The sequence below is a fragment of the Nocardiopsis exhalans genome (assembly GCF_024134545.1).
Taxonomy (GTDB): domain Bacteria; phylum Actinomycetota; class Actinomycetes; order Streptosporangiales; family Streptosporangiaceae; genus Nocardiopsis; species Nocardiopsis exhalans.
Window position 1 is genome coordinate 6,940,239 of the sequence record NZ_CP099837.1, and the last position, 24,912, is coordinate 6,965,150.

General features: G+C 69.4%; 23 protein-coding genes. 11 read left to right on the forward strand and 12 right to left on the reverse strand.

Going from position 1 to position 24,912, the window contains the following annotated elements; genetic code table 11:
- The first annotated feature begins 75 nt into the window (after positions 1–75).
- The gene (locus tag NE857_RS30785; protein WP_254418772.1) at positions 76–720 is read left to right on the forward strand and encodes a TetR/AcrR family transcriptional regulator; all 645 of its coding nucleotides are present in this window, start codon (positions 76–78) and stop codon (positions 718–720) included.
- Between the two features lie 29 nt (positions 721–749).
- A complete protein-coding gene (locus tag NE857_RS30790) occupies positions 750–1,082 on the forward strand; it encodes a glyoxalase superfamily protein (RefSeq protein ID WP_254418773.1) in 333 nt (110 codons plus the stop codon).
- Between the two features lie 2,078 nt (positions 1,083–3,160).
- Here NE857_RS30790 and NE857_RS30795 read toward each other — a convergent pair.
- The 3 genes from NE857_RS30795 to NE857_RS30805 all read right to left on the reverse strand — a co-directional run bounded on the left by NE857_RS30795 (position 3,161) and on the right by NE857_RS30805 (position 4,986).
- Positions 3,161–3,601 (reverse strand): hypothetical protein, encoded by a 441-nt coding sequence (locus NE857_RS30795; protein WP_254418774.1) that lies wholly within the window; start codon positions 3,599–3,601, stop codon positions 3,161–3,163.
- Positions 3,602–3,627: 26 nt separating this feature from the next.
- Positions 3,628–4,140 carry an ATP-binding protein gene (locus NE857_RS30800; RefSeq protein ID WP_254418775.1) on the reverse strand — a complete coding sequence of 171 codons (513 nt, stop codon included), beginning with the start codon at positions 4,138–4,140 and terminating at the stop codon, positions 3,628–3,630.
- A gap of 330 nt (positions 4,141–4,470) precedes the next feature.
- Positions 4,471–4,986: a hypothetical protein gene (locus tag NE857_RS30805; RefSeq protein WP_254418776.1), complete on the reverse strand. Its 516-nt coding sequence runs from the start codon at positions 4,984–4,986 to the stop codon at positions 4,471–4,473.
- 486 nt (positions 4,987–5,472) lie between these two features.
- Between NE857_RS30805 and NE857_RS30810 the strand changes: the two genes are divergently transcribed.
- Complete coding sequence (locus NE857_RS30810; protein ID WP_254418777.1) at positions 5,473–5,877, forward strand: helix-turn-helix domain-containing protein; 405 nt, start codon at positions 5,473–5,475, stop codon at positions 5,875–5,877.
- Positions 5,878–5,884: 7 nt separating this feature from the next.
- On the opposite strand, the gene tnpC is transcribed toward NE857_RS30810, so the two are convergent.
- Positions 5,885–7,324 (reverse strand): IS66 family transposase, encoded by a 1,440-nt coding sequence (gene tnpC / locus NE857_RS30815; protein ID WP_184360673.1) that lies wholly within the window; start codon positions 7,322–7,324, stop codon positions 5,885–5,887.
- A 44-nt stretch (positions 7,325–7,368) separates the two neighbouring features.
- On the opposite strand from tnpC, the gene NE857_RS30820 reads away from it, so the two are divergent.
- Both NE857_RS30820 and NE857_RS30825 read left to right on the forward strand, forming a co-directional pair.
- Positions 7,369–7,857 (forward strand): DUF5753 domain-containing protein, encoded by a 489-nt coding sequence (locus tag NE857_RS30820; protein WP_301184370.1) that lies wholly within the window; start codon positions 7,369–7,371, stop codon positions 7,855–7,857.
- Positions 7,858–7,865: 8 nt separating this feature from the next.
- A complete protein-coding gene (locus NE857_RS30825) occupies positions 7,866–8,057 on the forward strand; it encodes a DUF397 domain-containing protein (RefSeq protein WP_254418779.1) in 192 nt (63 codons plus the stop codon).
- A 111-nt stretch (positions 8,058–8,168) separates the two neighbouring features.
- Here the strand turns inward: NE857_RS30825 and ptsP are convergent, their stop codons facing one another.
- The 6 genes from ptsP to NE857_RS30855 all read right to left on the reverse strand — a co-directional run bounded on the left by ptsP (position 8,169) and on the right by NE857_RS30855 (position 14,214).
- Positions 8,169–9,884 (reverse strand): phosphoenolpyruvate--protein phosphotransferase, encoded by a 1,716-nt coding sequence (gene ptsP / locus NE857_RS30830; RefSeq protein WP_254418780.1) that lies wholly within the window; start codon positions 9,882–9,884, stop codon positions 8,169–8,171.
- A 344-nt stretch (positions 9,885–10,228) separates the two neighbouring features.
- Positions 10,229–11,269, reverse strand: coding sequence for a zinc-dependent dehydrogenase (locus NE857_RS30835; protein WP_254418781.1), 1,041 nt, complete (start codon positions 11,267–11,269; stop codon positions 10,229–10,231).
- Positions 11,270–11,379: 110 nt separating this feature from the next.
- Positions 11,380–11,820: a PTS mannitol transporter subunit IIA gene (locus NE857_RS30840; RefSeq protein WP_254418782.1), complete on the reverse strand. Its 441-nt coding sequence runs from the start codon at positions 11,818–11,820 to the stop codon at positions 11,380–11,382.
- On the reverse strand, positions 11,810–12,118 hold the full coding sequence (locus tag NE857_RS30845; protein WP_254418783.1) for a PTS lactose transporter subunit IIB: 309 nt from the start codon (positions 12,116–12,118) through the stop codon (positions 11,810–11,812). The genes NE857_RS30840 and NE857_RS30845 overlap by 11 nt, the downstream gene beginning before the upstream one ends.
- A gap of 146 nt (positions 12,119–12,264) precedes the next feature.
- Positions 12,265–13,374 carry a mannitol-specific PTS transporter subunit IIC gene (gene mtlA, locus NE857_RS30850; protein WP_254418784.1) on the reverse strand — a complete coding sequence of 370 codons (1,110 nt, stop codon included), beginning with the start codon at positions 13,372–13,374 and terminating at the stop codon, positions 12,265–12,267.
- A 78-nt stretch (positions 13,375–13,452) separates the two neighbouring features.
- Positions 13,453–14,214 carry a DeoR/GlpR family DNA-binding transcription regulator gene (locus NE857_RS30855; protein ID WP_017581243.1) on the reverse strand — a complete coding sequence of 254 codons (762 nt, stop codon included), beginning with the start codon at positions 14,212–14,214 and terminating at the stop codon, positions 13,453–13,455.
- A gap of 361 nt (positions 14,215–14,575) precedes the next feature.
- On the opposite strand from NE857_RS30855, the gene pfkB reads away from it, so the two are divergent.
- Positions 14,576–15,517, forward strand: coding sequence for a 1-phosphofructokinase (pfkB, locus tag NE857_RS30860; protein WP_254418785.1), 942 nt, complete (start codon positions 14,576–14,578; stop codon positions 15,515–15,517).
- 111 nt (positions 15,518–15,628) lie between these two features.
- On the forward strand, positions 15,629–15,898 hold the full coding sequence (locus tag NE857_RS30865) for an HPr family phosphocarrier protein (protein ID WP_254418786.1): 270 nt from the start codon (positions 15,629–15,631) through the stop codon (positions 15,896–15,898).
- A gap of 110 nt (positions 15,899–16,008) precedes the next feature.
- On the opposite strand, the gene NE857_RS30870 is transcribed toward NE857_RS30865, so the two are convergent.
- Together NE857_RS30870 and NE857_RS30875 are read right to left on the reverse strand one after the other, a co-directional pair.
- Positions 16,009–17,631, reverse strand: coding sequence for an AMP-binding protein (locus NE857_RS30870; RefSeq protein ID WP_425572225.1), 1,623 nt, complete (start codon positions 17,629–17,631; stop codon positions 16,009–16,011).
- Positions 17,632–17,785: 154 nt separating this feature from the next.
- Positions 17,786–18,541: an SDR family oxidoreductase gene (locus tag NE857_RS30875; protein ID WP_254418788.1), complete on the reverse strand. Its 756-nt coding sequence runs from the start codon at positions 18,539–18,541 to the stop codon at positions 17,786–17,788.
- Positions 18,542–18,712: 171 nt separating this feature from the next.
- Here NE857_RS30875 and NE857_RS30880 point away from each other — a divergent pair, with 171 nt between their 5' ends.
- The 4 genes from NE857_RS30880 (at position 18,713) to NE857_RS30895 (ending at position 24,766) form a co-directional block, all read left to right on the forward strand.
- On the forward strand, positions 18,713–20,230 hold the full coding sequence (locus NE857_RS30880) for an MFS transporter (RefSeq protein WP_254418789.1): 1,518 nt from the start codon (positions 18,713–18,715) through the stop codon (positions 20,228–20,230).
- The gene (locus NE857_RS30885) at positions 20,227–22,839 is read left to right on the forward strand and encodes a PEP/pyruvate-binding domain-containing protein (RefSeq protein ID WP_254418790.1); all 2,613 of its coding nucleotides are present in this window, start codon (positions 20,227–20,229) and stop codon (positions 22,837–22,839) included. The genes NE857_RS30880 and NE857_RS30885 overlap by 4 nt, the downstream gene beginning before the upstream one ends.
- A gap of 9 nt (positions 22,840–22,848) precedes the next feature.
- A complete protein-coding gene (locus tag NE857_RS30890) occupies positions 22,849–23,466 on the forward strand; it encodes a TetR/AcrR family transcriptional regulator (RefSeq protein WP_254418791.1) in 618 nt (205 codons plus the stop codon).
- A 331-nt stretch (positions 23,467–23,797) separates the two neighbouring features.
- Positions 23,798–24,766, forward strand: coding sequence for an SRA domain-containing endonuclease (locus NE857_RS30895; RefSeq protein WP_254418792.1), 969 nt, complete (start codon positions 23,798–23,800; stop codon positions 24,764–24,766).
- The last annotated feature ends 146 nt before the right edge of the window (positions 24,767–24,912 follow it).

The following is a 24,912-nucleotide window of genomic DNA, read 5'->3' on the forward strand; positions in this document are numbered from 1 at the left end:
TCACTGTGGCCCGCATGTATCCTCCAGGAGAAGAGCGTGCCAACGAACGGCATGCGGGATCGGGGAGGCACGTCCATGAGCACGACGAGCCCCGAGGGCGTCGGCCTGCGCGAACGGAAGAAGGCCGAGCTGCGCAGGACCCTCATCGAGTCCGGGCTGCGCCTGTTCCACGAGAAGGGCTACGAGGCGACCACCACCGAGGAGATCGCGGCCTGCGCCGGGGTCTCCCAGCGGACGTTCTTCCGGTACTTCGCCTCCAAGGAGGACGTGGTGCTGGACGCGGTCGAGGGGGTCGACGAGGTCCTCTGCGCGGCCCTGCGGGACCGCCCCTCCGGCGAGCACCCGTTCCAGGCCCTGCGCAACGCGATGCGCGACCACTGGATGATCCTGGAGCGCGAGAACCTGCACCTCCAGGGAAGTGCTGGCAACTTCATCTCGCAGAGCCCCGAGCTCTTCGAGGCCAACATGCGCTACTGCCACCGCCGCCAGGCCAAACTGGCCGAGGTCATCGGTGAACGCACCGGGGTGGACCCGGCCGTCGACCACCGTCCCGCCCTCGTGGCGACCGTCTTCTTCGCCGCCCTCAACAACGGCTTCCAGGCCTGGTCCACCTCGGGCTACACCGACAACACCGACGGCCTGCTGCGCGCGTTCCTGGAACAGCTCGACCTGGTCCCCGAAGCGGTCTGCGAGACCTGGTCCACGCCGGACCAGTCGTGATACTGACCAGACGTGATGCTCAGGGCCCCATGAGCGAACAAGCGATCCCGATCCTGCGCGTGACCGACGCCGAAGCCTCCGTCCGCTGGTACCGACGGCTGGGTTTCAGCCAGGTGTGGGAGCACCGCTTCGAGCCCGGCCTCCCCGCCTTCGTCGAGATCATCCGGGGCCCGGTGTCCCTCTTCCTGTCCGAGCACACCGGCGACGCCCGCCCGGACACCCTGGTCTACCTGCGGGTCAAAGATGTGGACACCATCGCCGCCGAGTTCGGCACCGCTGTCGAAGAGGCCCCCTGGGCCCGCGAGATCGAACTCCAGGACCCCGACGGCAACCGCCTCCGTATCGGCACCACGATCCTCTGAACGGCCGGGGCCGATCCCCTGAGCCCGATCTCTGCCCCTAAGCAGCAGCTCCGCCGACTGAGCCCTCACGATGGAGACCTCTGGCTGTGTTGCTGCTGAGCTCTCTGTTCAGTGTGCGGGTTCCCCCGTTTCCCGCCGCGTGAGTGTGGCCGTCTCCGCTGCGCGCGTCAAGGTCGTTCGTCCTCGCTTCGCTGCGGGCGCTCCACCTTGACCCGCTTCGCTACGACGGCGGTTGGCGGCTATCGGGAAACGGGGCAGGTGTGGTCCGGGGTGATAAGCGGGGCTGGGCCCCGAAGGGGCCCAACAGCAACTACCAACCGCGCGGCCTTCGGCCGGAGCCTTCCCCAGCCCGGAGCCCACCGGTTGGACGTGTCGCGGCCGGTCAAGGTCAGCAACGAAAAGCGGCAGCGAAGGCCCCGGGCTCCCCAGCCCTGCGCGGACCGGGCCGCGTGTCGCGGCCGGTCACCCCTGCCTGCGAACCACAACCGCGCCCCGCCAAGCCCCCGAGCCCGATTTCGGCCCCCTTTTCAAAGATGATCTTGCTACCAGAAGCGAAATCGGCGCCGAACTTGCTTCTGGTAGCAAGATCATCGGGGATGAGGGGGTTTCGGAAGCAGCGGACAGCCTCAGGCGCGGGTTACGGACACCCTGGCTTGCCCAGGGCCGACACCACAGCACTGACCCCCATCCTCGCCACCGGGTATCCGATAGCACGCATGACCGGCCGCGACACGCGAACCGATCCGCACAGAGGTGAGGAGCCTGCTACCTTCGCTGCCGCTTTTCCGTCCGGGCGAGTGACCGGCCGCGACACGCGAACCGATCCGCACAGAGGTGAGGAACCTGCTACCTTCGCTGCCGCTTTTCCGTCCGGGCGAGTGACCGGCCGCGACACGCGAACCGATCCGCACAGAGGTGAGGAACCTGCTACCTTCGCTGCCGCTTTTCCGTCCGGGCGAGTGACCGGCCGCGACACGCGAACCGATCCGCACAGAGGTGAGGAACCTGCTACCTTCGCTGCCGCTTTTCCGTCCGGGCGAGTGACCGGCCGCGACACGCGAACCGATCCGCACAGAGGTGAGGAACCTGCTACCTTCGCTGCCGCTTTTCCGTCCGGGCGAGTGACCGGCCGCGACACGCGAACCGATCCCCGCAGGCCTGGGGAAGGCACCGGCCGAAGGCCGCGCGGTTGGTAGTTGCTGTTGGGCCCTTCGGGCCCCTTTGGGGCCCAGCCCCGCTTACCACCCCGACCACACCTCCCCCGTTTCCCGATAGCCGCCAACCGCCGTCGGAGCGAAGCGGGTCAAGGTGGAGCGCCCGGAGCGAAGCGAGGACGAACGACCTTGACGCGCGCAGCGGAGACGGCCACACTCACGCGGCGGGAAACGGGGGAACCCACGCAGGGAGCCCGGCAGAGACAGGATGAAGCGCACTCCAGATCCGGTGATTTTCCCAGCAAGAGGCAGTAGATAGGCTCGAAGATTGCTTGAGGGTGGATTGCAATGGGTGACTTGTCTTCGCTGCCCAAGTGTCAATAACTGACAGATTCTGGTTTCTTGGAACCCTAAACGCGCAGTTCACCGAGCCTGCTCACCGCGCACACGGGGACGGACTCATCCTCGCCACAGGGGTGCTCGCATCCACCGGCCGATTTCCTTACCGGGTGTACCGCCGTCATTGGTGGTCCACCGACCGTCTTCGCCGCTGCACATGCCGCACCTGGTAGCGGCTGGCGGACGCGGCGCCGGGAGGGCCGGGCGGCTGGAAGACAAAGCGGTGTGATGGTCACGGTCATCGTTCCTGCTCCTTCTTCGGGGATCGCGCGCCCGCTGGGTTGGCCGAGGACAGGGGCCGGGGACTCAGCGGGCGCGCGGGAGTTCGAGGAATCCCGTTCATAGGTCAGGCGGCGGTTGGCGGGTCTGGGTCATGAACGGGTCCCGGGCCATCTCCGTGAGCAAGGTGCGTGGTGAGGGTTTGGCCCTCACTCCTGATCCTTGGCGGTGGCTTGCTGTTGGGATTCGTTGAGCATCAGTGGGTGTTCCTTTCTTTCGTGGAAACGGGTGCTGTGACTGTGCCGGTCAGAGCGGGAGCCCGGTCTGGAAGATGGCCTGGGCGGTGGTCTGGGCCAGGAGCAGGGTGGTGCTGATGGCCACGGCGGGCCAGCCCCACCAGGGGCGCGGCGCCCGGTGGCGACCCCGGGCGGGAGTCGGGGTGTCGTCGGTCAGGGCCGCGATGGCCTCTTCGAGGCGTCGGGCTTCGCGTTCGGCCTGTTCGCGGCGTTGGCGGTCGATCTCGAACCAGTGCGGGGTGGGTCCGTGTTGGAGCATGTGGGCCACCCGGGGGTTGCCTTCCATCTGCCGCAGCAGCCGCGCCTGGCGTTCGGAGTGGGTTTCCGGTGTGGTGAAGTACGGGCCCGAGGGGTGGCGGTGTTGCCGGGGTTGGGGCGGGGCGGCCAGCGGGCGGTTGGTGCCGGGGCGGGAGAAGCGGTGGCCCCGGGGCGCGGACAGCCTCTGACGCACCCCGGAACTCAACTGATGCGAGCCGCTCACCGGGAGGCCTCCGGGAGGGTGAACTCGGCCCAGGCCACGGTGCCCAACCCCTGGCAGAAGGGGAAGTCCAGCACCGAGCGGGTCCCCCACCGGTCGGCGAGGTGCCCGATCAGCAGCAGACCACGGCCGCGCTCGGCCTGCTCCCACTCATCCACCGACCGGTCCGGAGTCTCAGGGGCCTGGAACTCGGTGTGGTCGGTGCGCTGGCCGTCGTCGATGATCGCGACCTGGAGGGTGTGGGCGGTGGGCATGTGCAGGGTACGCACCACCCGGCCCTCGACGTCCTGGCCCGAGCGGCTGTGGTCGACCGCGTTCGAAAACATCTCGCTGGCGCACAGCACCAGGTTCTCGGACGTCTCGGCGGGAAGCCCTGCCAGGCGGTGCAAGTCGGCGGCCAAGTCCGCGCGCACCCAGCCGGTCTGGGCCAGGTCGCCGGGGTAGAGGCGGGAGGGCCAGCGGCGTCCCGCGAACGGGGGTGTGGGGGCATGGATGTTTGACACAATGGCCATGTCGGCAACTCGCTTCCTGTTGCAATCGGGTTTGGTTGTCGGCCTGCTCTGGGGGTGTTGACGCACCCGCCAGAGCTTTCTTATGAGCACTGAAGACCCGAGGGGTTCAGCGTGTGGCGGTGATCGTGTGCCCGCAGTAGCGGCAGGTGGCGGTGGCTGTGTTGCCGCGCTTCACGGGTGCCTGGTCCGGGATGTAGTCGTGACCGTTGCGGTCTGAGCAAGGCGTTTGGTTGTCCATCGCACCCGAGTCGTGGGGGTGGGCTGCGCGCCTGCCGGGCCTTGGGGACCGTTGCCACAGCGGGCGCGCGGGGTTGTGAGGGTGAGCCGGGCTCAGTTGGCAGGCGGGTCGGTTCCCAGGAGCCGGTGGCCGAGCAGGCGCAGGAGTTCGTGGCGGGTGGGTGCGGTGACGCGCTCCCAGCGGTCACCCGCGCCCATCCAGCCGAAGGGGCGCCGGGCCACATAGACCTCGTGAGGCGGCTTGCCCTCGATGGTCAGATTCCAGTTCAGGTAGAGCAGCGGGCACAGGATGTGCTCGGGGATAGGCAGCTCAGCTTCGCCGGGCGGAGGCTGCTGTGCGGGTGTGGGCAGGCTCGCCCCGTCACCGCCGACCACCCGGATCGCGCCGGGCGGGTTGGGGTAATTGGCGATGGCCTGATCGACGAGCTCGGTAGCCAGCTCGGCGTCGGCCTCCTCGTGGGCGATGCGCAGCGCTTCCCTGATCAGGGGTAGCCGGTTGCGCAGGGTGTGGGAGTGCCACTCGGCCATCTGGGAAGTGGTCAGGTGTGCGGGCTGCTGAAGGGCTTCGTCGATGACGGTGAGCAGGTCCCGGGAGTAGATGTCGCGCATCAGACCGCCACCCCCAACCGCTGAAGTCCGGCGAGCACAGCCTGGAGAACGTCCAGGGGCGCGGAGTCCAGCGGCCTCCGGGGGGCCGGGACCCTCGGCGGGCGAGGCGAGCACAACGGCTGCCCCAGGATCAGGTTTCGGGGAGCAGGGGCGTAGCCGCGCACACGCCTGGCCCGACGGGGCCGACGGCGACGCATCGCTTCGGAAGCCAACCAGCGCACATGCGCCAGCTCAGACAGGTTCAGGCATCGCGCCATAGCGGACTCCTGGTGTTCGGATGCCGGGTGGGAGGCCCGGCGGGAATAGGTGAGAACCAGTGTCACCCTGAAACTTCATGTTTTCAAGTCTTCATGAGAGATTGCTTCATGGAATCAAAGTTCATTGTTCCCTGTTTCATGAGTGAAAGATTCACAGATGAGCGATTCGCGCAGCCCTGACACCGGCCGTAACATCCGAGGGCGAGACCGGGAGACTTCAGGAGGCGACATGGCGGATAACCGCAGGTCGATCCGACGCCGACGCCTGTCCGTCGAGATCAAGAAGGCCCGAGTCGAAGCGGGCAAAACCATCGAAGAGGTCTCAGAGGCCACCGAGTGGTCGATGGGCAAGATCAGCAACATCGAAACTGGTGTCCGACTCAAGCCCACCGTCATGGAGATTCGAGGACTTCTCGACGTGTACGGCGTTACTGATGAGCGCCGTCGCGAGGCAATCCTCAACCTCACCCGACAGGCTCGCGAGCTGGGTTGGTGGTCCAAGTTCAGCGATGTCTTCACCGACGACTTCGTCGCGTTCGAGGGCGAAGCACACAGCATTCGCACCTACGAGCTCGCACGAATCCCCGGACTTCTTCAGACACCTCGGTACGTTGTGACTGTTCAGGTGTCCTGAAGAAGACTCAAGCTGTTTCGGGCATCCAGCACTCGCCCTGGGCCAGGTGGACCAGGGCGTCGAACATGCCAATACCGTGCTTGGCGGCGGTCGCGATATAGGAGCGCACCGCGCAGAACCACTCGGCCCCGGCCAGGGACCGTAAGCACCCCGAGACCTTCTGGCGGACCTTGACCATCCGCACCTCGCGCTCGGCCGCGTTGTTGTCGAACGGGGCCCGCTCATCGACCGTGAACCGCAGGTAATCCGCTTCCCGGTCGCGCATCCGCCTGGCCAACGCGTGGAACTTGGCCACCAGCTTGGACTCCCGGCCCGAAGTCTGGGCCAGGCCGATGGCCACCGCGCTGCGCCACTGGTGACCCAGCCCGTCCAAACGCACGGTGTCGATTCCCTCCAGCGAGGAGACCGTGGCCAGGTGCGCATCGACCAGGCGCTTCATCTGACGCAGCGCGTCAGCGGCCTGCCCGGCCCAGCACCACACCCCCTCCCCAGCCGCGTCCTGGACCGCTTGCAACTCGCGCAGCAGGTGGGCGTTGCACAACACATGAGCGGCCACACCCTTATAGGTGTCATAGGGGGCCCAGGCGTCATGGACCGCCAACCCAGCGAAGGCGGGCAGGACCCCGGCGGCGTCCATCCCCACGGTGCCGCGTTTGGGGTGGGCGCTCAGCAGGCTCCACTTGCCGGTGGAGGCCGAATGCACCCACACCAGGCCCCCGCCCACCCGCAGCGAGGTCTCGTCGAAGTGCGCCACCTGGGCGGAAGCGATCTCCTCGGTGGCGGCGCGAGTGAAGGCCTCCAACGCGGTGGCGGCCCGGCGTGCGGTGTCCACGACTGTGCCCGCCGACACGGGGCATCCCACCAGGTCCGACAGGGCTTGGGCGGTGCGCTTGGCGGACAGGAACTGGCCCAGGTACAGGTAGCAGATCATCGCGCGCACGTTCGCTCCGAACTGGACCGGAGCGTTGATCCCCTCGGGGGCGCTGGCTCGGGTGCGCTCCCCGCAGGCGCAGGTGTGCTCGATCATCTGGTGCTCGGTCACCGTGGGTTTGATGGGGGGCAGGTCCACGACCTGGCGGCGCACCAGCCCGGTCTGCTCGGATCCGGCCAGGTCTCCTCCGCACCCACCGCAGGTGTGGGGGTGGTGTTCCAGCACGTGGTCGGGGTCCGGGGTTTGGGCGCGCGTTTGGCCTGGGTGGCCGGGTTGCCCGCCGGGTTTGCGGCCGGTGCGGCGGCGCTGGGACTTCGGCTTCGGCTTGACGAAGGGGTCCGTGGAGGAAGGCTTGGAGGAGTTCGTGGAGTCGCTGTCCAGTCGGGCTTGAAGCTCGGCGATGCGCTCGTTGGCTTGGGACAGATCAGCGCGGAGTTGGGTGATCGTGGCTGCCTGCTCAACGACCAGCGCGGCGAGCTCCTCGTAGGAGGGCGCGGGCTGGTCGGAGGAGGTCACGGGCTCATCGTTACAGGCTAGGCGCGTGCCGCGCAGGCAAACCGATCAACCCGCCCGAGAGACCTGAACAGTCACGGTACGTTGAGAGTCTGATGCGGGCAAGCCTCTACCAGAGTCCGCCCGACATAGAGCGTGCCGTCGAAACTCGACGTCAGCGACAGCAGATCCTCACCAAACCGGACGCCCCGGAGCTGTGGGCGGTGATCGACGAGGCAGCCCTCCTTCGCATCCAGCGAGAGGACGTCTTGAAGGAACAAGCCGAACACCTCATCGAGATGGCCGAGGGCGACAACAGCGTGACTCTTCAGGTTTTGCCGTTCGCCAGTGGCATGCACGCTGGATTGCAGGGACCATTCGTCATCCTGGACTTCGTCCCAGGCGTGAGCCCAGTGGTTTACCTGGAGACGGACATGGATGGCCTGTACCTGGAGGAGCCCGAGGAGCTGGACCGGTACACCCGACTGTTTGACCATGTCCGGGCGTCTGCGCGCTACCCTGAGGCATCCCTTCAGATCCTGAAGAACCTGATTTAGGACCGACGATGAACCTATTCCCGACCGAAGCTCTGGACTTCCGCAAGTCCAGCTACAGCGACCGCAACAACTGCGTGGAGGTCGCCGACTTCCCAAGCGGCTCCGCTGTGCGTGACTCCCAGAACCCTGCGCAGGGGCACCTGGAAGTCTCCGCAGTCGAGTGGACTGCTTTGCTCGCTGGGGTGCGTGCCGCGCAGTAGTCAGGCAGAAAGAAAGGGCGCCGGATCAGCTCCGGCGCCCTTCACCTATTCCCGCGAACACTGTACCCCTGGCTCCCCGGGGCGGGAAGTGGGCTCCGTGACCGTAGCTGGTCAGAGGTCGGTGACCTCGGGGTGGGCGGCTCGGCGGACGATCTCGCGGGAGCGCTCCGGACTGTCGGCGGCCAGAGCGAGTTCGGCCAGGCCACGGCACTCGGCCTTGGAATGGTGGGCGAGGGCGAAACGCACGGCGGAGAGTGCCGGTGGAGCCGTTGAGAGGCTGGTGACGCCCAGCCCGACGAGGACCAGGGCGAGCAGGGGATCAGCGGCGGCCTCGCCGCAGACGCCCACGGATCGGTCGGCCCTTCTACCTGCGTCGCCGACCTTGTCGATCAGACTCAGCAGGGCGGGCTGCCAGGGGTCGAGCAGGTCGGGCAGCGCCCCCAGGGTACGGTCCGCGGCCATCGTGTACTGGGCGAGGTCGTTGGTGCCGATGGACACGAAGTCCACGTGGTTCAGCAACCGGTCGGCGAGCAGGGCGGCGGCCGGGACCTCCACCATGACGCCGATCTCGGCGGTGGTGCCCAGTCCGGCGGTACGGGCCAGGGCTGCGAACTCCTCGGCCTCGGCGGGCGTCGAGACCATCGGCGCCATCACGCGGACCCTGGCCTGGTGGTCGGGCTCGCGGGCGGCCGCCGCGATGGCGGTGAGCTGGTCGGAGAGAAGAGTCGGGTGGACGCGGGCGGTTCGGAAGCCCCGAACGCCGAGGGCAGGGTTGTCCTCCGGGCCGGTCTCGGCGAAGGCCAGGGGTTTGTCCGACCCCGCGTCGAGGGTCCGCACGGTGACGGTTCGGCCGGTGAACGCTCGGAACAGACGGGTGTAGACCTCGGTCTGCTCGGCGATGGTGGGCGGCTCCGCGCGGTCCAGGAAGAGGAACTCGGTGCGCAGCAGGCCGATGCCCTCGCTGTCGTGGGCGGCTGCCTCGTCGGGGTCGCCCTCACCGGCGTTGAGCAGCAGGGACACGGCGACCCCATCGGAGGTACGGCCCGGTCCGGAGGCGGCGGAGAGCACGGCCCGGCGGTGTTCGGCGCGTCGGCGGACCCGCTCGGCGGTCCCGGGGGCGGGGTCGACCTCGACGGTTCCCGCGTCGCCGTCCACCGCGACGGTGGTGCCGTCGGTCAAGGTGTCGGCTCCCGCGCAGCCCACCACGGCGGGCAGGCCGAGTGAGCGGGCCAGGATCACGGTGTGGCTGGTGGGACCGCCCAGGCGGGTGACGATGGCCAGGACCTGAGAGGTGTCCAGCCGGACGGTGTCGGCGGGCGCCAGGTCCTCGGCGACCAGCACGTGCGGGTGGCCGGGGTCAGGCAGTCCGGGCATGGGCAGCCCCAGGAGCACAGCGACGGCGCGGTCGCGGATGTCGCCGAGGTCGGCGGCGCGCTCGGCCAGGTAACCACCTGCGGCCAGGAGCAGGTCCTGGTACCGGCCGCAGGCGTCCCGCACCGCCCAGGCGGCGGCGCTGCCGTTCTGAACATCCTCCTCGACCTGCCGCCGCAGTTCGGGGTCGCGGGCCATGAGCGCCTGGGCGTTGAGCACCGCCGCCGCTTCGCCGTCCAGTTCGGCGGCCCGCCCCTCCAGGTCGGCGGCCACGCTGAACAGGGCCTCACGGGCGGCCGACTGCTCCTCCACGGTGTCGGTGACCTCGGGTTCGCGTTCGGGGAGCGACGGCGGGGCCGCCATCCGAGCGACCGGGGCGACGGCCCCGCCGGGACCGGCCGCGATGCCCTTCAGCACAGGCGCGGTGGGGTTCGGGGCGGATTCCGTCTGCTCCATGGGTGCTCTCCTGTGACGGCTGGGGGGTGCTGCGGTCGGTCGGGGGGAGTGGGGTGGATGGGACGGGTGGGGTGAGTGGGGCCGGGTCGGTGGTGGGCATGGCGGTGCTGGCGGGATCTTGAGTCCCCCGATAGGTCAAGACAACCCGGAATCGGCCCGGAACGCCAGGCCGGGTTCCGGATCTGTGGACAACCGGTCCTGTTGACCGCCATCCACCGCGAGACCGTGGACCGGCTGCGCACCGGTGGTCACCCGCGACCTCTCATGACCACTGGTGTTCGCTCGGAGCTGCCCGGGCCGGGCCCACCCGTCAGTGCCCGGCCCACGGTCCGCGGGCCGTTCGGTCAGGGCTGGATGGTCACCTTGACGGCGGTGCCCGAGGCGACGGTCTCGATCGCCTTGTGCACGTCGGACAGGGACATCCGCTCGGTGATGAGGTCCGCGACCGGGACCTCGCCCGAGGAGATGAGTTCGAGGGCGCGCTTGTTGTGCGCCGGGCTGGAGCCGTTCGCGCCGAAGATGGAGATCTCCTTGTAGTGCACGACGTTGGCGTCCAGCTGGATGACCGGCGCGTCCTTGGGCAGCCCGCCGAAGAAGCTGATCCGGCCGCTGCGCGCCACCATCCTCAGCGCGTCCTCCTGGGCCCGGCCCGAGGCGGCGGCCGTGATGACCAGGTCCGCTCCCCGGTCGCCAGTCAGGCGCAGGACCTCGGCGACCGCGTCGGTCTCCTCGCCGCAGATCGCGGCGTCCGGCTCCACGAGGGCGGCGGACATGTCCAGGCGGCCCCGGTTCAGGTCCACCAGGTACACCTTGGCCGCACCCTTGGCCCGGGCCAGGCGCACGTGCAGGCAGCCGATGGGACCGGCGCCCATGACCACCACGATGTCGCCCTCACCGACCCCGGCGATCTCCTGGCCGTTGAGCACGCAGGCCAGGGGCTCGGCCACCGAAGCCTCGGCGAGGTCGACATTGTCGGGCACCCGGTTGACCCCGTCCACGGCCAAGACCGCCTCGGGGATGATCATGTACTCGGCGAACCCGCCGTCGTAGTGGTAGCCCATGGACTCCTGGTTGGAGCAGACCGTGAACCGGCCGTCCGCGCACTCGACGCACGTGCCGCACGGGATGGCCGCGATGACCTGGACGCGGTCGCCCTCGGCCCAGCCGGTCACGCCCTCGCCCGCCTCGACGATCCGGCCCGCGATCTCGTGGCCGATCACCCGGGGCGGGCGGATGTGGTGGTGTCCGTGCCGGGAGATCTTCACGTCGGTGCCGCAGGTGGAGCAGTTGGCGACGGCGATCTTGAGCTGCCCCGGTCCGGGGGTGGGCTCGGGTGCCTGCTCCAGGCGGATGTCACCTGGGGCGTAGAAGCGGGCGACGAGCATGTTCGGGCCTTTCTGGTGGGGCTGGGCCGGGGCGGGGTTCTCCGCCCCGGCCGGTGGGGCGACGGGGTCGGTCAGTGGCGGTTTTCGGGCGGTGACCGGGCTGCGGTTTCTCAGCCCGTTGCCGGGGCGAGGAGTTCGAGGACCTCGTCCACTCCGGCGGCGGAGCGCAGGCGGGCCGCGCGTTCGGGGTCGGTGAGCACTCCGGCCAGCGAGGACAGCACCTGGAGGTGCTCCTCACCGGAGGCGGCGATGCCGATGGCGACGTGCACGGTCGGCCCGCCCCAGTCGACCCCGCCCGGGAACTGGATCACCGCCAGGGCGGTCCGTTTGACCAGTGCCCGGGAGGCGTCGGTGCCGTGCGGGATGGCCACCCCCTCACCCACGAAGGTGGGGATGGATGCCTCCCGCTCGTGCATGGCGGTCACGTAGCCCGGTTCCACCGCACCGAGCTCCACGAGCAGGGCGCCGCACTGGTCGATGGCGTCGGCCCGGTCGCGGGCGGCAGCGCCGATCCGCACGGACTCGGCGGTGAGGGTGAGGTCAGTCGGCAAGGGTGCCACCGTCCCGGATCGCCGCCTCCACGCGGGCGAAGGCGGGGTCGCCGAGGAACATCTGGAAGGCAACGACCACCGTGTCGTCGACCCGGTGGCGGGCCCGGTCGACCAGGCCGCTGTGGCACAGGACGAGGTCGGCGTCGTCGGGGATGCGGTCGACCGGCGAGTGCTCGACGGTGACCCCGTACGGGGACAGGGTCTTCTTGAGCTGCGTGGTGAGCAGGACACTGCTGCCCATCCCGGCGTCACAGGCGACGACGACCTTCTTGATGTCGGAGCCTTCGATGGTGGCCATGGGTGCTTCTCCCGGTTCTGTGGTGCTGACCAGTGGTGGTGTTCGTGCTGTTCTGGCTGCCTGGTGCCGCGCTGTGTTCTGGGGGTGGTTCCCCGGAACGCCGCCCGGGCGGGTCCCTCTCCGCCCGGGCGGCGGGATCCGGGGAACTACTCGCCCTTGTCCGCTCCGGTCTTCCCGGCGGCCTCAGCCTTCTCGGCCGCCTCGCGTTCGGCCTTGCGCTCGGCCCGGCCGAAGCCGAGGAGCATCGAGGCCACCACGAACGAGACGATGGTTCCGACCGCGACACCGGCCAGGACACCGAGGTGGTCACCGCGCGGGGCGACGGCCATCAGGGCGAAGATGCTGCCGGGCGCCGGAGTGGCCAGCAGCCCGACGTCGAAGATGAGGAAGGTGGTGATGCCGGACATGCCGCCGGCGATCGCCGCGAGGATGAGCTTGGGCTGGGCGAGGATGTACGGGAAGTAGATCTCGTGGATGCCGCCGAAGAAGTGGATGATGATCGCGCCGGGGGCGGTGGCCCGGCTGAGCTTGGGGCCGAAGAGCATGCAGGCCAGCAGGATGCCCAGGCCCGGGCCGGGGCTGGTCTCGATGAGGAACTCGATGGCCTTGCCCTGGTCGGCCACCCGGGCGACGCCCAGCGGTCCGAGGACGCCGTGGTTGATGGCGTTGTTGAGGAACAGGACCTTGGCCGGTTCGACCAGGATCGACACCACCGGCAGCAGTGACATGTCGATGAGGAACTGCACGCCCCGGCCGAGCCAGCCCGCGACGGTGGTCACCACCGGGCCGATGGCGAAGAGCCCGATGATCGCCATGGCGCCGCCGAGGATTCCGGCGCTGAAGTTGTTGACCAGCATCTCGAAGCCGCTGGGGGTCCGGGGCTGGACGACCTTGTCGAACTTCTTGAGCAGGTACGCGGTGAGCGGGCCGACGACCATCGCGCCGAGGAACATCGGGATGTCCGCGGAGACGATCACACCGACCGTGGCGATCGCGCCGACCACACCGCCGCGCTTGTCGTAGATGAGGTAACCGCCGGTGTAGCCGATCAGCAGCGGCAGCAGGAAGGTGATCATCGGGCCCACCAGCTCGGCCATCTGCTCGTTGGGCCACCAGCCGTCGGGGATGAACAGGGCGGTGATGAGGCCCCAGGCGATGAACGCGCCGATGTTGGGCATCACCATGCTCGCCAGGAAACCGCCGAAGCGCTGGACTCCGGATCGCACGGAGACGAGTCTGCCTTGCTCAGTGGACATGGGGGGAACCTCCTGGGAGGTCCGGCGGGCGGTCAGCCTCGGCCGGGGTGGGATGGCTGTGGAGCGCGGACGCCCTGGCTAGACGGCCCGGACGGAGAGTCCGGTCGCCTCCAGTTCGTCCGCGAGCCCGTCGGCGAGACCGTTGTCGGTGATGACCAGGTCGAGGTCCTCGACAGCGGCGAAACGGGCAAAGTGGTCGTTGCCGACCTTGGTGTGGTCGGCGAGCAGTACGGCGCGCCGGGAGGAGGCGATCATGGCCCGCTTGACCTCGGCCTCGGCCGGGTCCGGGGTGGTCAGACCGCGTTCGACGGACACACCGTTGGTGGCCATGAAGGCCACGTCCACGTAGCACTCGGCGAGGGCGCGCAGGGCCCAGGCGTCGACGCTGGCCTGGGTCCTGGTGCGCAGACGGCCACCGAGCAGCATGAGGTTGATGTTGGTGCGGGGAGTGAGTGTGAGAGCTATCGAGAGCGAGTTGGTGACGACGGTGAGCTCGCGGTCCGTGGGCAGCTGTTCGGCCAGCCGACCGGTGGTGGAACCCGCGTCCAGGAGGATGGCGCCCTCGTCGGGGAGTTCGGCGAGCGCGGCCTTGGCGATCCGCTCCTTCTCCTGGGTCATGACGGAGTCACGCACGTTGAGCGCGGGCTCGAAACCCAGCCGCTCGACGGGGATCGCGCCGCCGTGGACCCTGCGCAGGACCCCGTGCCGCTCAAGGGCGGTGAGGTCGCGGCGGATGGTCTCGTAGGTGACGTCGAACTCCGAGGCGAGCCCCGTGACGTCGACCCGGCCTTCGTGGCGGGCGCGTTCGAGGATCACCTTCTGGCGTTCTTCCGCGTACATGTTGGATCACCTGTGTTTCGGTGTGGTTTTCGGTGAGCTTAATGGTGTTGCCTGGGACACACAAGGGGCATCTCCACCTAATATCCCAGCAACCCCACTCAGGCTGCCAACAGGGGGATCATCCGACATGTAGCTGGCGTGAACAGGAAGGGACATGACTTGGCCACCCCTCGGATGCCCCGCCCGCGCACCGCCCGACCCGGGCAGCACCATTGACACACACAGGCAAACACACATAATCAAAGACAGAACCACACCATCGCAGCGTGGAAGCAGCTCTGGGTTGGAAGCGACACAGCACGGCACCACGGCAGAGCCGTCTTCCGGACCGGGCGCGTCACACCCCTCGAAAAGAGCACCCATGATCCTGACCCTCACCCCGAACCCGAGCGTCGACCACACACTGGAGGTCGACAGCCTCGTCCGAGGCGAGGTCCTGCGGGTGCACGCCACCCGTGCCCAGGCGGGCGGCAAGGGCGTCAACGTCTCCCGTGCGCTGCTCGGCGCCGGCGTCCCCACCCGGGCCGTCCTCCCGGTCGGCGGTGGCGGCGGCGCCGAGCTCACCAGCCTCCTCGGCGACCTGCCCCGGGTCGCCGTGCCCATCGACGGAGAGACCCGCGGGAACGTCACCGTCACCGAGGCCGACGGCACCACCACCAAGCTGAACGCCGCCGGACCCGCCCTCTCCGCCGAGGAGGTCGAGGCCCTGCTCGCGGCCCTGGATGACGAGCTCTCCCGCTCCCCCGACTGGGTGGTGGCCAGCGGCAGCCTGCCCGCCGGGGTGCCCGACGACCTGTACGTACGCGTGGCCCGCCTGGCCGCCTCCTACGGGGTCCCCCTCGCCCTGGACACGTCGGGCGCACCGCTGGCGGCCGCCGCGGCAGCGGGTTCGATCGCACTGCTCAAACCCAACCACGAGGAACTGTCCGCGCTGGTCGACCGTGCGCTGCCCACCGTCGGCACCGTCACCGAGGCCGCCCGCGAGGTGCTCTCCTGGGGCAACGAGGCCGTGCTGGTCACCCTCGGCAGCCACGGGGCGCTGCTCGTCACCGGACAGGACGTGTTCTGGGCGCGCGGCCCCCGGGTACGCACCCGCAGTACCGTGGGCGCGGGCGACAGCGCGCTCGCCGGCTTCCTCTCCCGGGAGGACACCCCCCAGGAGCGCCTCCGGCAGGCCGTGGCCTGGGGCACCGCCGCCGTCGCCCTGCCCGGAACCACCGTCCCCCAGCCCGACGACGTGGCCACCGACAGCGTCAGCCCGGTGACCGAGCCCGACCCCCTGTGGCGGATCGAGAAGCTATGACCGCCACAGCCTTCACCAGCACCACAGCCACCAGCACCACAGCCACAGCCAGCACCCGCCACGCCCGGGGTCGGACCGCCCGGCCCCGCCCGACACCCTCCAAGGACTGACATGCCCGAGCGCACCGTAGTCATCGGCTCCCTCCTCGGCCTGCACGCCCGGCCCGCCGCCCTGTTCGTCCAGGCCGTCAACGAGACCGGCCTGCCCGTGAAGGTCTCCCGCGCCGACCACAAGCCGGTGGACGCCAGCAGCGTGCTGGCGGTGATGTCGATGGGCGCCGCCCACGGCGAGACCGTCACGCTGACCTGCGACGAGGAGGGTTCGGAGGGGGCTCTGGACGGCCTCGTGGAGATGCTCGGCAAGGAACTCGATCCGAGGTAGCCGAGGTCCGGGCCGGAGTCTGCCCCCGAGCAGGCGGGCGGCGATGCCGGGCCGCCCGCCGCGCGCCGCTCAGCTCAGCCGGTCGACCCGGCGCAGCCGAACGGCCCCGATCAGCCCAGCAGGCGCACCGCCTCCTCGCGCATCTGCACCTTGCGGACCTTGCCGGTGACCGTCATCGGGAACTCGTCCACCACGTGCACGTAGCGCGGAATCTTGTAGTGCGCGATCCGTCCCCGGCAGAAGGCCCGCAGCGCCTCGGCGGTGAGGGGCTCGGTGCCCTCGCGCATCCGGACCCACGCCATGAGCTCCTCGCCGTAACGTTCGTCCGGGACCCCGACGACCTGCGCGTCCAGCAGGTCGGGGTGGGTGTGCAGCAGCTCCTCGATCTCGCGCGGGTAGATGTTCTCGCCGCCGCGGATCACCATGTCCTTGATCCGGCCGGTGATGCCCACGTACCCGTCCTCGTCCATGACGGCGAGGTCCCCGGTGTGCATCCAGCGGCCCGCGTCGATCGCCTCGGCCGACCTGTCCGGCTGGTTCCAGTAGCCGAGCATCACCGAGTAGCCCCGGGTGCACAGTTCACCGGGGGTGCCGCGCGGGACGGTGACCCCGGATTCGGGGTCGACGATCTTCACCTCCAGGTGCGGGCCGACCCGGCCGACGGTGGACACCCTGCGCTCCACGGAGTCGTCGCGTCTGGTCTGGGTACTCACCGGGGAGGTCTCGGTCATCCCGTAACAGATGGAGACCTCCGCCATCCCCATCCGGTCGATGACCTCGCGCATCACCTCCACTGGACACGGCGATCCGGCCATGATCCCGGTGCGCAGCGTGGACAGGTCGTAGGAGTCGAAGTCCGGGAGCGCGAGCTCGGCGATGAACATGGCGGGCACCCCGTACAGCGACGTACAGCCCTCGGCCTGGACGGCGTCGAGCGCGGTGGCCGGGTCGAAGCCCGGGCCGGGGATGACCATGCACGCGCCGTGGCTGGTGGCGGCCAGGTTCCCCATCACCATGCCGAAACAGTGGTAGAAGGGCACCGGGATCGCGATCCGGTCGATTTCGGTGTATCCCAGCAGCTCACCGACGGAGTAGCCGTTGTTGAGGATGTTGTGGTGGGAGAGGGTCGCGCCCTTGGGGAAGCCGGTCGTGCCGGACGTGTACTGGATGTTGATCGGGTCGTCCGGAGAGAGGGTCGCCTCGACCCCGGCCAGCCGGGCCGGGTCCCCCTGGTCACCAGCCGCGAGCAGCGACTCCCAGGCGGAACCGCCGAAGAGGAGCAACTCGCGCAGCTCGGGGCACTTCCCCCGCACCTCCTCGATCATCCCCGCGTAGTCGGAGGTCTTGAACGAGGGCGCGGCGACCAGGACCGAGATGCCCGCCTGGTTGAGCACGTACTCCAGCTCGTGCGTGCGGTAGGCGGGGTTGATGTTGACCATCACGGCGCCGATGCGCGCGGTCGCGTACTGGACGAACACCCACTCCGCCCGGTTCGGCGCCCAGATCCCGACCCGGTCGCCCTTGGCCACACCGAGGCCGAGCAGGCCCAGCGCCACCCGGTCCACCTCGGCGCCGAAGTCCCGGTAGGTGAGCCTGCGCCCGGAACCCCGGTCGACCAGCGCGTCCCGGTCCGGGTGCGCGGCGATCGTCCGGGCCAGGTTGGCTCCGATGGTGTCGCCGAGCAGCGGGGCCGTCGAGGTACCGGAGGCGTAGCTGGGGAGGGAGGCGTTCACACTCAAGTCCAGGCTCCTAGCCGTGCGCGACAGGGGGCGGCACGGTCGAAAAGGCCGCGCTGAGCCGCCCTTTCGACCGCGTAAGCCAGATCACACCTATCACGCGCCGAAGCCCGCGGGGAAGCCTTCCGCAGCGCTGTCCCCGACCCCGCGGCTACTCCTTGACCCGGTGGATCTTGTGCTGCGCGGCCTGGGCGCGCGGGCGGACCACGAGCAGGTCGATGTTGACGTGCGGGGGCCGGGTGACCGCCCACACGATGGTGTCGGCGACGTCCTCGGCGCTCAGCGGGTCGGGCACCCCGTCGTAGACGGCCTCGGCGCGGTCGGCGTCCCCGCGCAGGCGGTTGAGGGCGAACTCCTCGGTCTTGACCATGCCGGGGGCCACCTCCAGCACCCGGATCGGTTCCCCGCACAGCTCCAGGCGCAGGGTCGCGGCGAGCGTGTGGGCGCCGTGCTTGGCGGCCACGTAACCGCCGCCGCCCTCGTAGACCACGTGCCCGGCCACCGAGGAGACGACCAGGACGGTGCCGTCGCCGCTGGCGATGAGCTTGGGCAGCAGCGCCTGGGTCATGTTGAGCACGCCCAGGACGTTGACCTCGTACATCCGCCGCCAGTCGGCGGGGTCGCCGGTGGCGACGGTCTCGGTTCCGATCGCGCCGCCCGCGTTGTTCACCAGCACGTCACAGGCGTCCAGGGACTCGGCGAAGGCGTCGACCGCGGCGCGGTCTGTGACGTCGAGGACCTGGGCCCGGGCCGAGTGGCCGCTCTTGGCGATCTCCTCGGCCAGCGCCTCGATCCGGTCGGCGCGGCGGGCGACCAGGACCACGTCGTAGCCCTCGGCGGCGAGCCCGCGCGCGGTGGCGGCACCGATCCCGCTGCTGGCTCCGGTGACGACCGCGGTCGCTGTCATGTGGTTCCTCCCAAGGTCAGGTATCGCGCCGAGCGTATCCGGGGGCGCGGGTCGGGCGGTGTGGCGGGACGGTCGTTCGAAGTTTCCCCCTAAGAAACGTTGCGTTTTCTAAGAGGCCCACCTAGCATTTTAGGAAACTCGGAGTTCTCTATCGAAGGGAGGTGGCGACCGGTGACCGGAGAGGGCGACGACGTGAGAGCGGCGGAGCGCCGAAAGTCCGTGGCCCTCACCATGCCGGGGTTGCTACTGGTGATGCTGCTGGCCCCGCTGGACCAGACCTCCGTGATCCCGGCGCTGCCGGTGATCGCCGGGGACCTGGGCGGGCTGGACCAGATCCCCGCCGTCATCACCGCCTACCTGGTGGCCGCCACCGCGGTGCTGCCGGTCTACGGCAGGCTCGGCGACCGCTTCGGCCGCAAGCCGCTGCTCCTGATCGCCCTGTCCCTCTTCGTCCTCGGCGCGCTGCTGTGCACCCTGGCCGCCTCCTTCCCGATGTTCGTGGCCGCCCGGGTGGTCCAGGGGGTGGGCGGCGGCGGGCTGATGATCGGCGGGCAGGCCACCCTCGCCGAGATCATCAGCCCACGGGAGCGCGGCCGCTACCTGGGGCTCATCGGTTCGGTCGCCGTGCTGCCCGCGGTGGGCGGCCCGCTGCTGGGCGGGGTGCTGGTCGACCTGTTCTCCTGGCGGTGGATCTTCGCCATCCACCTCCCGCTGGGCGCGGTCGCCTTCGTCGTCCTCGTCCTCACCCTCCGCCTGCCCCGGCCGACCACCCGGCAGCCGGTCGACCTGTTCGGAGCCGCCGCGCTCGCCGCGACCGTGGTCGGCACCGTACTCCTGGCCGACCTGCTCGCCGGGGACGGGGGACGGCCGGGGTGGGCGGTCCCGGTACTGGCCGGGGGCACCCTCGCCGCACTCCTGCTGTGGCTGGTCTCGGCCCGCCTGGCGCGTGACCCCGTGCTGCCCGCCCGGCTGCTGCGTCGGCGGGGGTTCGTCGTACCGGTCCTGCTCAGCTTCACCGTGGGGTTCGCGCTCTTCGGCACCCTCGCCTACGTACCGACCTTCGCCCAGGTGGCGCTGGGCACCACCGCCACCCAGGCGGGGTTCCTGGTCACCGCGCTGATGGCGGGCGCCCTGACCACCATGACCGTCTCGGGGCGGTTGATCACCCGCAGCGGCCGGTACTGGTGGTCCCCGGTCACCGGCACCGCGCTGCTGGCCCTGGGCGTACTTCTGTTCGGTCTGCTCGGGGCGTCCGGTGGTGTGCCGGGCCTGGTGGCGGTGCTGTTCCTGATCGGCCTCGGTGTCGGCATGGTGATGCAGGTGGTGATGCTCGCCGCGCAGAACGCCACCGCCCCCGCCGACCTCGGCGCGGTCACCTCCTCCGTCCTGTTCCTGAGACAGGTAGGTGCCAGCGTGGGCGTCGCCCTGATGGGTGCGCTGATCACCCGGTCCTTCGCCGAGCACTCCCCGGCCGGGGTCGCCGAACCCGGCGACCTCACCCCGGAGACCATCGCCGCGCTACCAGCGCCCACCCGGGAACTGGTGGCGGCCGCCTTCGGCACGGCCGTACCAGCGGCGGCCCTGACCGTGGCCCCTCTCCTGGGGGTGGCCTTCCTCTTGGCGCTGGCTCTGCCAGCGCTCCCACTGCGCACCCAGGCTCAGACCGAACTCGACCGGGAGATCCCATGAACTCCACCGCTGCCATCCGCACCCCGCTCGTCGCCCCGCTGAACGCCTTCGGCGCCGACGACCTGACCACCGTCGGCGGCAAGGCCGCCAACCTGGGCGAGCTACTGCGCGCCGGGCTGCCGGTACCCGAGGGCTTCGTGGTGACCACCGGGGCCTACACAGCCGTCGCCGAGTCCGTGGGTCTGGCGGAGCTGATCGCCGCGGTGGATCGGAGCCCAACGGACCAGGTCCCAACGGGTCGGGGCGCGGTACAGGAGGGATCGGAGCAGGAGGGGACCGGGCCGGGGCCCGCGGACCTGCGTGCGGCGGTGGTGGGCGCCGCCGTCCCCGAACAGCTGCGCGCGGACATCGTCGCCGCGTACGGGCGGCTGGGCGAGGACGTCCCCGTGGCGGTGCGCTCCAGCGCCACCGCGGAGGACCTGCCCGGCGCCGCCTTCGCCGGGCAGCAGGACACCTACCTCAACGTGGTCGGTGCCGAGGCGGTGGTGGACGCGGTCCGTCGGTGCTGGGCCTCGCTGTGGACCGACCGGGCGGTCGCCTACCGGCGGGAGCGGTCGGTGGACCAGACGGAGGTGCGCATCGCCGTCGTCGTCCAGGCGATGGTCGACTCCGAGGTGGCCGGGGTGATGTTCACCGCCGACCCGGTGAGCGGGGCTCGCGACCGGATCGTCGTGGACGCCGGCGCCGGGCTGGGTGAGGCGGTGGTGTCCGGGCTGGTCACCCCCGACCACTACCTGTTGGACGAGCGCGGCCGGGTCCTGGAGTGGACGCCCGGGCGCGGTGAGGCGGTGATCCGTTCGGTCGAGGGCGGCGGGGTCCGCCACGAGGACCGGCCCGCGGGCGGTGCGGGCTCGCGCAAGGCCCTGCTCTCCGAAGGACAACTGTCCGTCCTGGCCGCCCACGCGCGGACCGTCGCCGAGCACTTCGGGCGGCCGCAGGACATCGAGTGGGCCCTCTCCGACCAGCGGTTCCGGATCGTTCAGGCCCGCCCGATGACCGCGCTGCCGCCGCCCTCCACCCCGCTCAACCGGCGCCAGCGGCTCCAGGCGTCGGTCCTCACCGAGTACCTCCCGGTCCGCCCCTACCCCATGGACGTGAGCTCCTGGCTGGGGCGCGGCCCCGCCGAGATGATGCGGGAGATCACCGCGTACTACGGTCTGGTGGGGGCCTTCCAGGACTATCTCCGGGAGGAGGACGGCGTGGTGGTCCAGCTCGTCCCGCCCTCCCCTCGTCCTGCGCCGCGCGCGGTGCTCACACCCTGGAAGCTGGCCCGCAAGGCCCGCCGGTTCCGGCCGGCCGACTGGGCGGCGGACCCGAGGCATGCGGCTTTCCTCGCCGAGGCCGACGCCCTGGACGCGCTGGACCTGCCCGCCCTCCCCTGGGACGAGCTGGTCGAGGTGCCCGAGCGGGCACTGGCGCTGATGGCCCCCTGCCGGGACCTGCGGATCGACTACCTGCCAGGGACCGGGCTGGCATTGGCCCGGATGGTGGTGACCACCGGCCTCCTGGGCCGCCGGAACCTGCTCGCCGATCTCCTGGGCGGGGCCCGCACCCGGACCGACGACTCCAACGAGGCGCTGCGGACGCTGGCCGAGCGGGTCCGCGCCATGCCCGAGCTGTACCGGCTGTTCACCGAGCGGGAACCAGCCGGGATCCTGGCCGCGCTGCGGGAGGAGGCCGGTACGGGGTTCGAGGGGTTCCATGCCGAGCTGGACTCCTTCCTGCGCGAGTACGGGCGGCGGGAGACCACGTCCCCGCTGCTGGTCAGCCCGCCGACGCTGGCCGAGTCCCCCGAGGTCGTGCTGGGCCTGGTTCGTTCCCTGCTCGACCAGGCCGAAGGGCCGGGCAGCGGGGAACCGGTCGGAGAGGCGCCGGCGGGCACCGCGTCCCGGTCCGCGCGGGCGCTGGAGCAGCTGCTCGAACACCCGCTGCTGCACGGGCGCCGTACCCGGGCCCGGGTGGAACGGTGGCTGCGGGCCGCCCAGGACGCGGTGGCCTTCCGTGAGGACACCCACTTCTACTTCACCGCGATGCTTCCCGCCCTGCGCCGCTCCCTGTTGGAGATGGGCGCACGACTCCGGCGCGCGGGGGTGCTGGAGGAGGACTTCGACCTCTTCCACCTGCGGTTGGAGGAGGTACTGGAGGTCACGGACGCCGCTGCGATCCCCGACGTCCAGGCCCAGCGGCTGCGTACCCTGGTCCGGGAGCGGGCGGCCAAACGCGCCGAGCTGGCCGGGGTACCGATGATCGACCCGGCCCGGGCCTTCCCGCGCGGGGAGAACGGCGACGCCCTGGTCACGGGCTCCCCCGCCAGCTCCGGCAGGGTGAGCGGCCCGGCCCGGATCATCCGGGAAGCCGAGGACTTCCACCGGCTCCAGAAGGGTGACGTCCTGGTCTGTCCGTACACCAACCCGGCGTGGACCCCGCTGTTCCAACGGGCCGCCGCGGTGGTGGTCGATTCCGGGGCCATCGCCTCGCACGCCGCGATCGTGGCCCGCGAGTACGGCATTCCGGCGGTGATGGGCACCGGCACCGGAACGTCCGTGCTCACCGACGGGGATGTCGTGACCGTGGACGGCGGCAGCGGCCGGATCACCAGAGCTTCGTAGGATGCGAACATGTCCGCCGAGATCACCGACCATCGCAAACGCCCCCGCCGCAGAGGGGATGCCCTGGTCAACGCCATCCTCGAAGCCACCATCGAGGAACTGGCGGAGCACGGGTACGCGGCGCTGACCATGGAGGGGGTCGCCGAGCGGGCCAAGGCGAGCAAGGCCTCCCTGTACCGGCGCTGGACCTCCCGCTCCACCCTGGTGATGGATGCGGTGTACCACCTGCTGCCCCACCCGTCGGACATCCCCGACACCGGTGAGCTACGCGGTGACCTGCTGATCCTGCTGCGCCAGGCCGCCCGCACCCTCTCCGGGCCCGCCGGGGAGGCCCTGCGCGGCCTGCTCGGGGAGGCGCTGCCCTACCCGGAGCACGCCGCCGAGATCCGTTCCCGCTCCCAGGGGATGGGCCGACAGATGATGGCGGAGGTCACCCGAAGAGCCGTCGCGCGCGGGGAGATCCCTGCGGAGGCAGCTGTGGGGGCCCGCCTGGACGTCGGTCAGGCGCTGCTGCGCAACCACTTCCTGTTCCACCACGAGCCCATCCCGGACGGTCTGGTGGTGGAGATCGTGGACACGGTCCTGGTCCCGCTCTTCCACACTCCGTCGCACGAGCCCCGGTGTTGAGCCCGGATAGGGCACTGAGGTACGCCTTCACCGCAGCAAAAGCACTGGTCAGAGCTACGACGCAACGAATTTTCTAAGGACCAAGCTCATGCAGGCGTGGGACGAGTAGTTCGATTTCAGAGCCAGGGTCAGAGTCACTACCGGCTCCTTTGGCGTGATGAAGGGTGCTGTGGAGCATCCGAGGGCTGTTTTCCGGAAACACTCACCCACAGCCGAAAGCAGCTTTGAACTCGACAAATATACAGCCGCAACCTGAACCCCGGCCTGCAGCCCCCTAACCAAGCTTCCCCGAAGGGGTGAATAACACACCTTAAAGTTGTACATTGTCCACATGCCTGACAAAAACATCAGACCTGGCGACTTCACGACCCGCATGGAAATGAAGGCTGTCTTTGGCGGTGGCCAAGGCATGGGGATCCACCCATCCTCAAGCACCCCCAACATCCTGCTCTACACAGACCCTGCCTCCGGCGAGCAATGGGGCTACTACGACGGCTGGGCTCCCACCGATGACGACACTGGCCCTATCTTCGAGTACACCGGAGACGGAGACGGTGATCAGGTATTTAAGGGGCGGCATGGACAAAGGAACCGGGCCATCCTCATGCACATCGACGACGGACGCGATTTGCGACTCTTTAAGGCTGATGGAAAGGTCCCTGGAACAGGAACAAAACGTCAAAGGTATATAGGGCGGTTCGAACTCGACGCCACGCTTCCATACATCGTACGCCAGGCCCCCAACAGCAAAGGTGAATTTCGGCGTGTCATCGTCTTTCGCCTCCGACCCATCGAGGCCCTCGAAGCGACAGAGCGAGACTCCATCATTCCCCTACCGAAAACAGAGGCTCTGCCAGTTCCAGCCGACCTCACAACCAGCGCCTTGGTAGAACCAGAATCCAACCATGGGGGGCCAATCTCCAGGTCAGCACAGCCTCGCACTGGTGTCGACCGACGTGAAGCTTCGCTATGCGACGAATTTCGGGGGCTACTTGAAGAACACGAACGCGAGGTGAAAAGGTTTCAGATCAGAGTCAGTGGACTTTCCTCAAGCCTGCTGACAGATCTGTACGATGCCGACTCCCACGTTTTGTATGAGGCTAAGGGAACAAGTTCGCGCGAATCCGTACGCATGGCCATTGGCCAACTCATGGACTATCGCAGGCACGTCACCCCCACTGACCCCACTCTCGCCGTTCTCCTCCCTCAAGAACCACATCCGGATCTGCGTGACCTTCTGGATTCCGTCAATATCGGACTTGTGTACCAGATCGAGGGTTCCTTCAAGGGATGGAAATAGACACCCCCGTATAGCGCCAACGGATTGTCGTGCGGTCACCCAGCTCAGCGCCAGGGGGCCGAGACTCGACCGGGTTAAGCTCACCCGTCGGAGATTGGTGCACATCGCGCTTCCAGTCACGCGGGGAACCTATGCCCCAGGTCTTC

Bases quoted from the DNA above. Each gene is read 5' to 3' on its own strand.
- NE857_RS30865 (WP_254418786.1), top strand. From the start codon at position 15,629: ATGCCCGAGCGCACCGTAGTCATCGGCTCCCTCCTCGGCCTGCACGCC.
- NE857_RS30890 (WP_254418791.1), top strand. From the start codon at position 22,849: ATGTCCGCCGAGATCACCGACCATCGCAAACGCCCCCGCCGCAGAGGG.
- mtlA (WP_254418784.1), bottom strand. From the start codon at position 13,374: ATGTCCACTGAGCAAGGCAGACTCGTCTCCGTGCGATCCGGAGTCCAG.
- NE857_RS30895 (WP_254418792.1), top strand. From the start codon at position 23,798: ATGCCTGACAAAAACATCAGACCTGGCGACTTCACGACCCGCATGGAA.
- NE857_RS30825 (WP_254418779.1), top strand. From the start codon at position 7,866: ATGAACCTATTCCCGACCGAAGCTCTGGACTTCCGCAAGTCCAGCTAC.
- NE857_RS30800 (WP_254418775.1), bottom strand. From the start codon at position 4,140: ATGGCCATTGTGTCAAACATCCATGCCCCCACACCCCCGTTCGCGGGA.
- ptsP (WP_254418780.1), bottom strand. From the start codon at position 9,884: ATGGAGCAGACGGAATCCGCCCCGAACCCCACCGCGCCTGTGCTGAAG.
- pfkB (WP_254418785.1), top strand. From the start codon at position 14,576: ATGATCCTGACCCTCACCCCGAACCCGAGCGTCGACCACACACTGGAG.
- NE857_RS30790 (WP_254418773.1), top strand. From the start codon at position 750: ATGAGCGAACAAGCGATCCCGATCCTGCGCGTGACCGACGCCGAAGCC.
- NE857_RS30875 (WP_254418788.1), bottom strand. From the start codon at position 18,541: ATGACAGCGACCGCGGTCGTCACCGGAGCCAGCAGCGGGATCGGTGCC.
- NE857_RS30855 (WP_017581243.1), bottom strand. From the start codon at position 14,214: ATGTACGCGGAAGAACGCCAGAAGGTGATCCTCGAACGCGCCCGCCAC.
- NE857_RS30785 (WP_254418772.1), top strand. From the start codon at position 76: ATGAGCACGACGAGCCCCGAGGGCGTCGGCCTGCGCGAACGGAAGAAG.
- NE857_RS30835 (WP_254418781.1), bottom strand. From the start codon at position 11,269: ATGCTCGTCGCCCGCTTCTACGCCCCAGGTGACATCCGCCTGGAGCAG.
- NE857_RS30805 (WP_254418776.1), bottom strand. From the start codon at position 4,986: ATGCGCGACATCTACTCCCGGGACCTGCTCACCGTCATCGACGAAGCC.
- NE857_RS30845 (WP_254418783.1), bottom strand. From the start codon at position 12,118: ATGGCCACCATCGAAGGCTCCGACATCAAGAAGGTCGTCGTCGCCTGT.
- NE857_RS30885 (WP_254418790.1), top strand. From the start codon at position 20,227: ATGAACTCCACCGCTGCCATCCGCACCCCGCTCGTCGCCCCGCTGAAC.
- NE857_RS30810 (WP_254418777.1), top strand. From the start codon at position 5,473: ATGGCGGATAACCGCAGGTCGATCCGACGCCGACGCCTGTCCGTCGAG.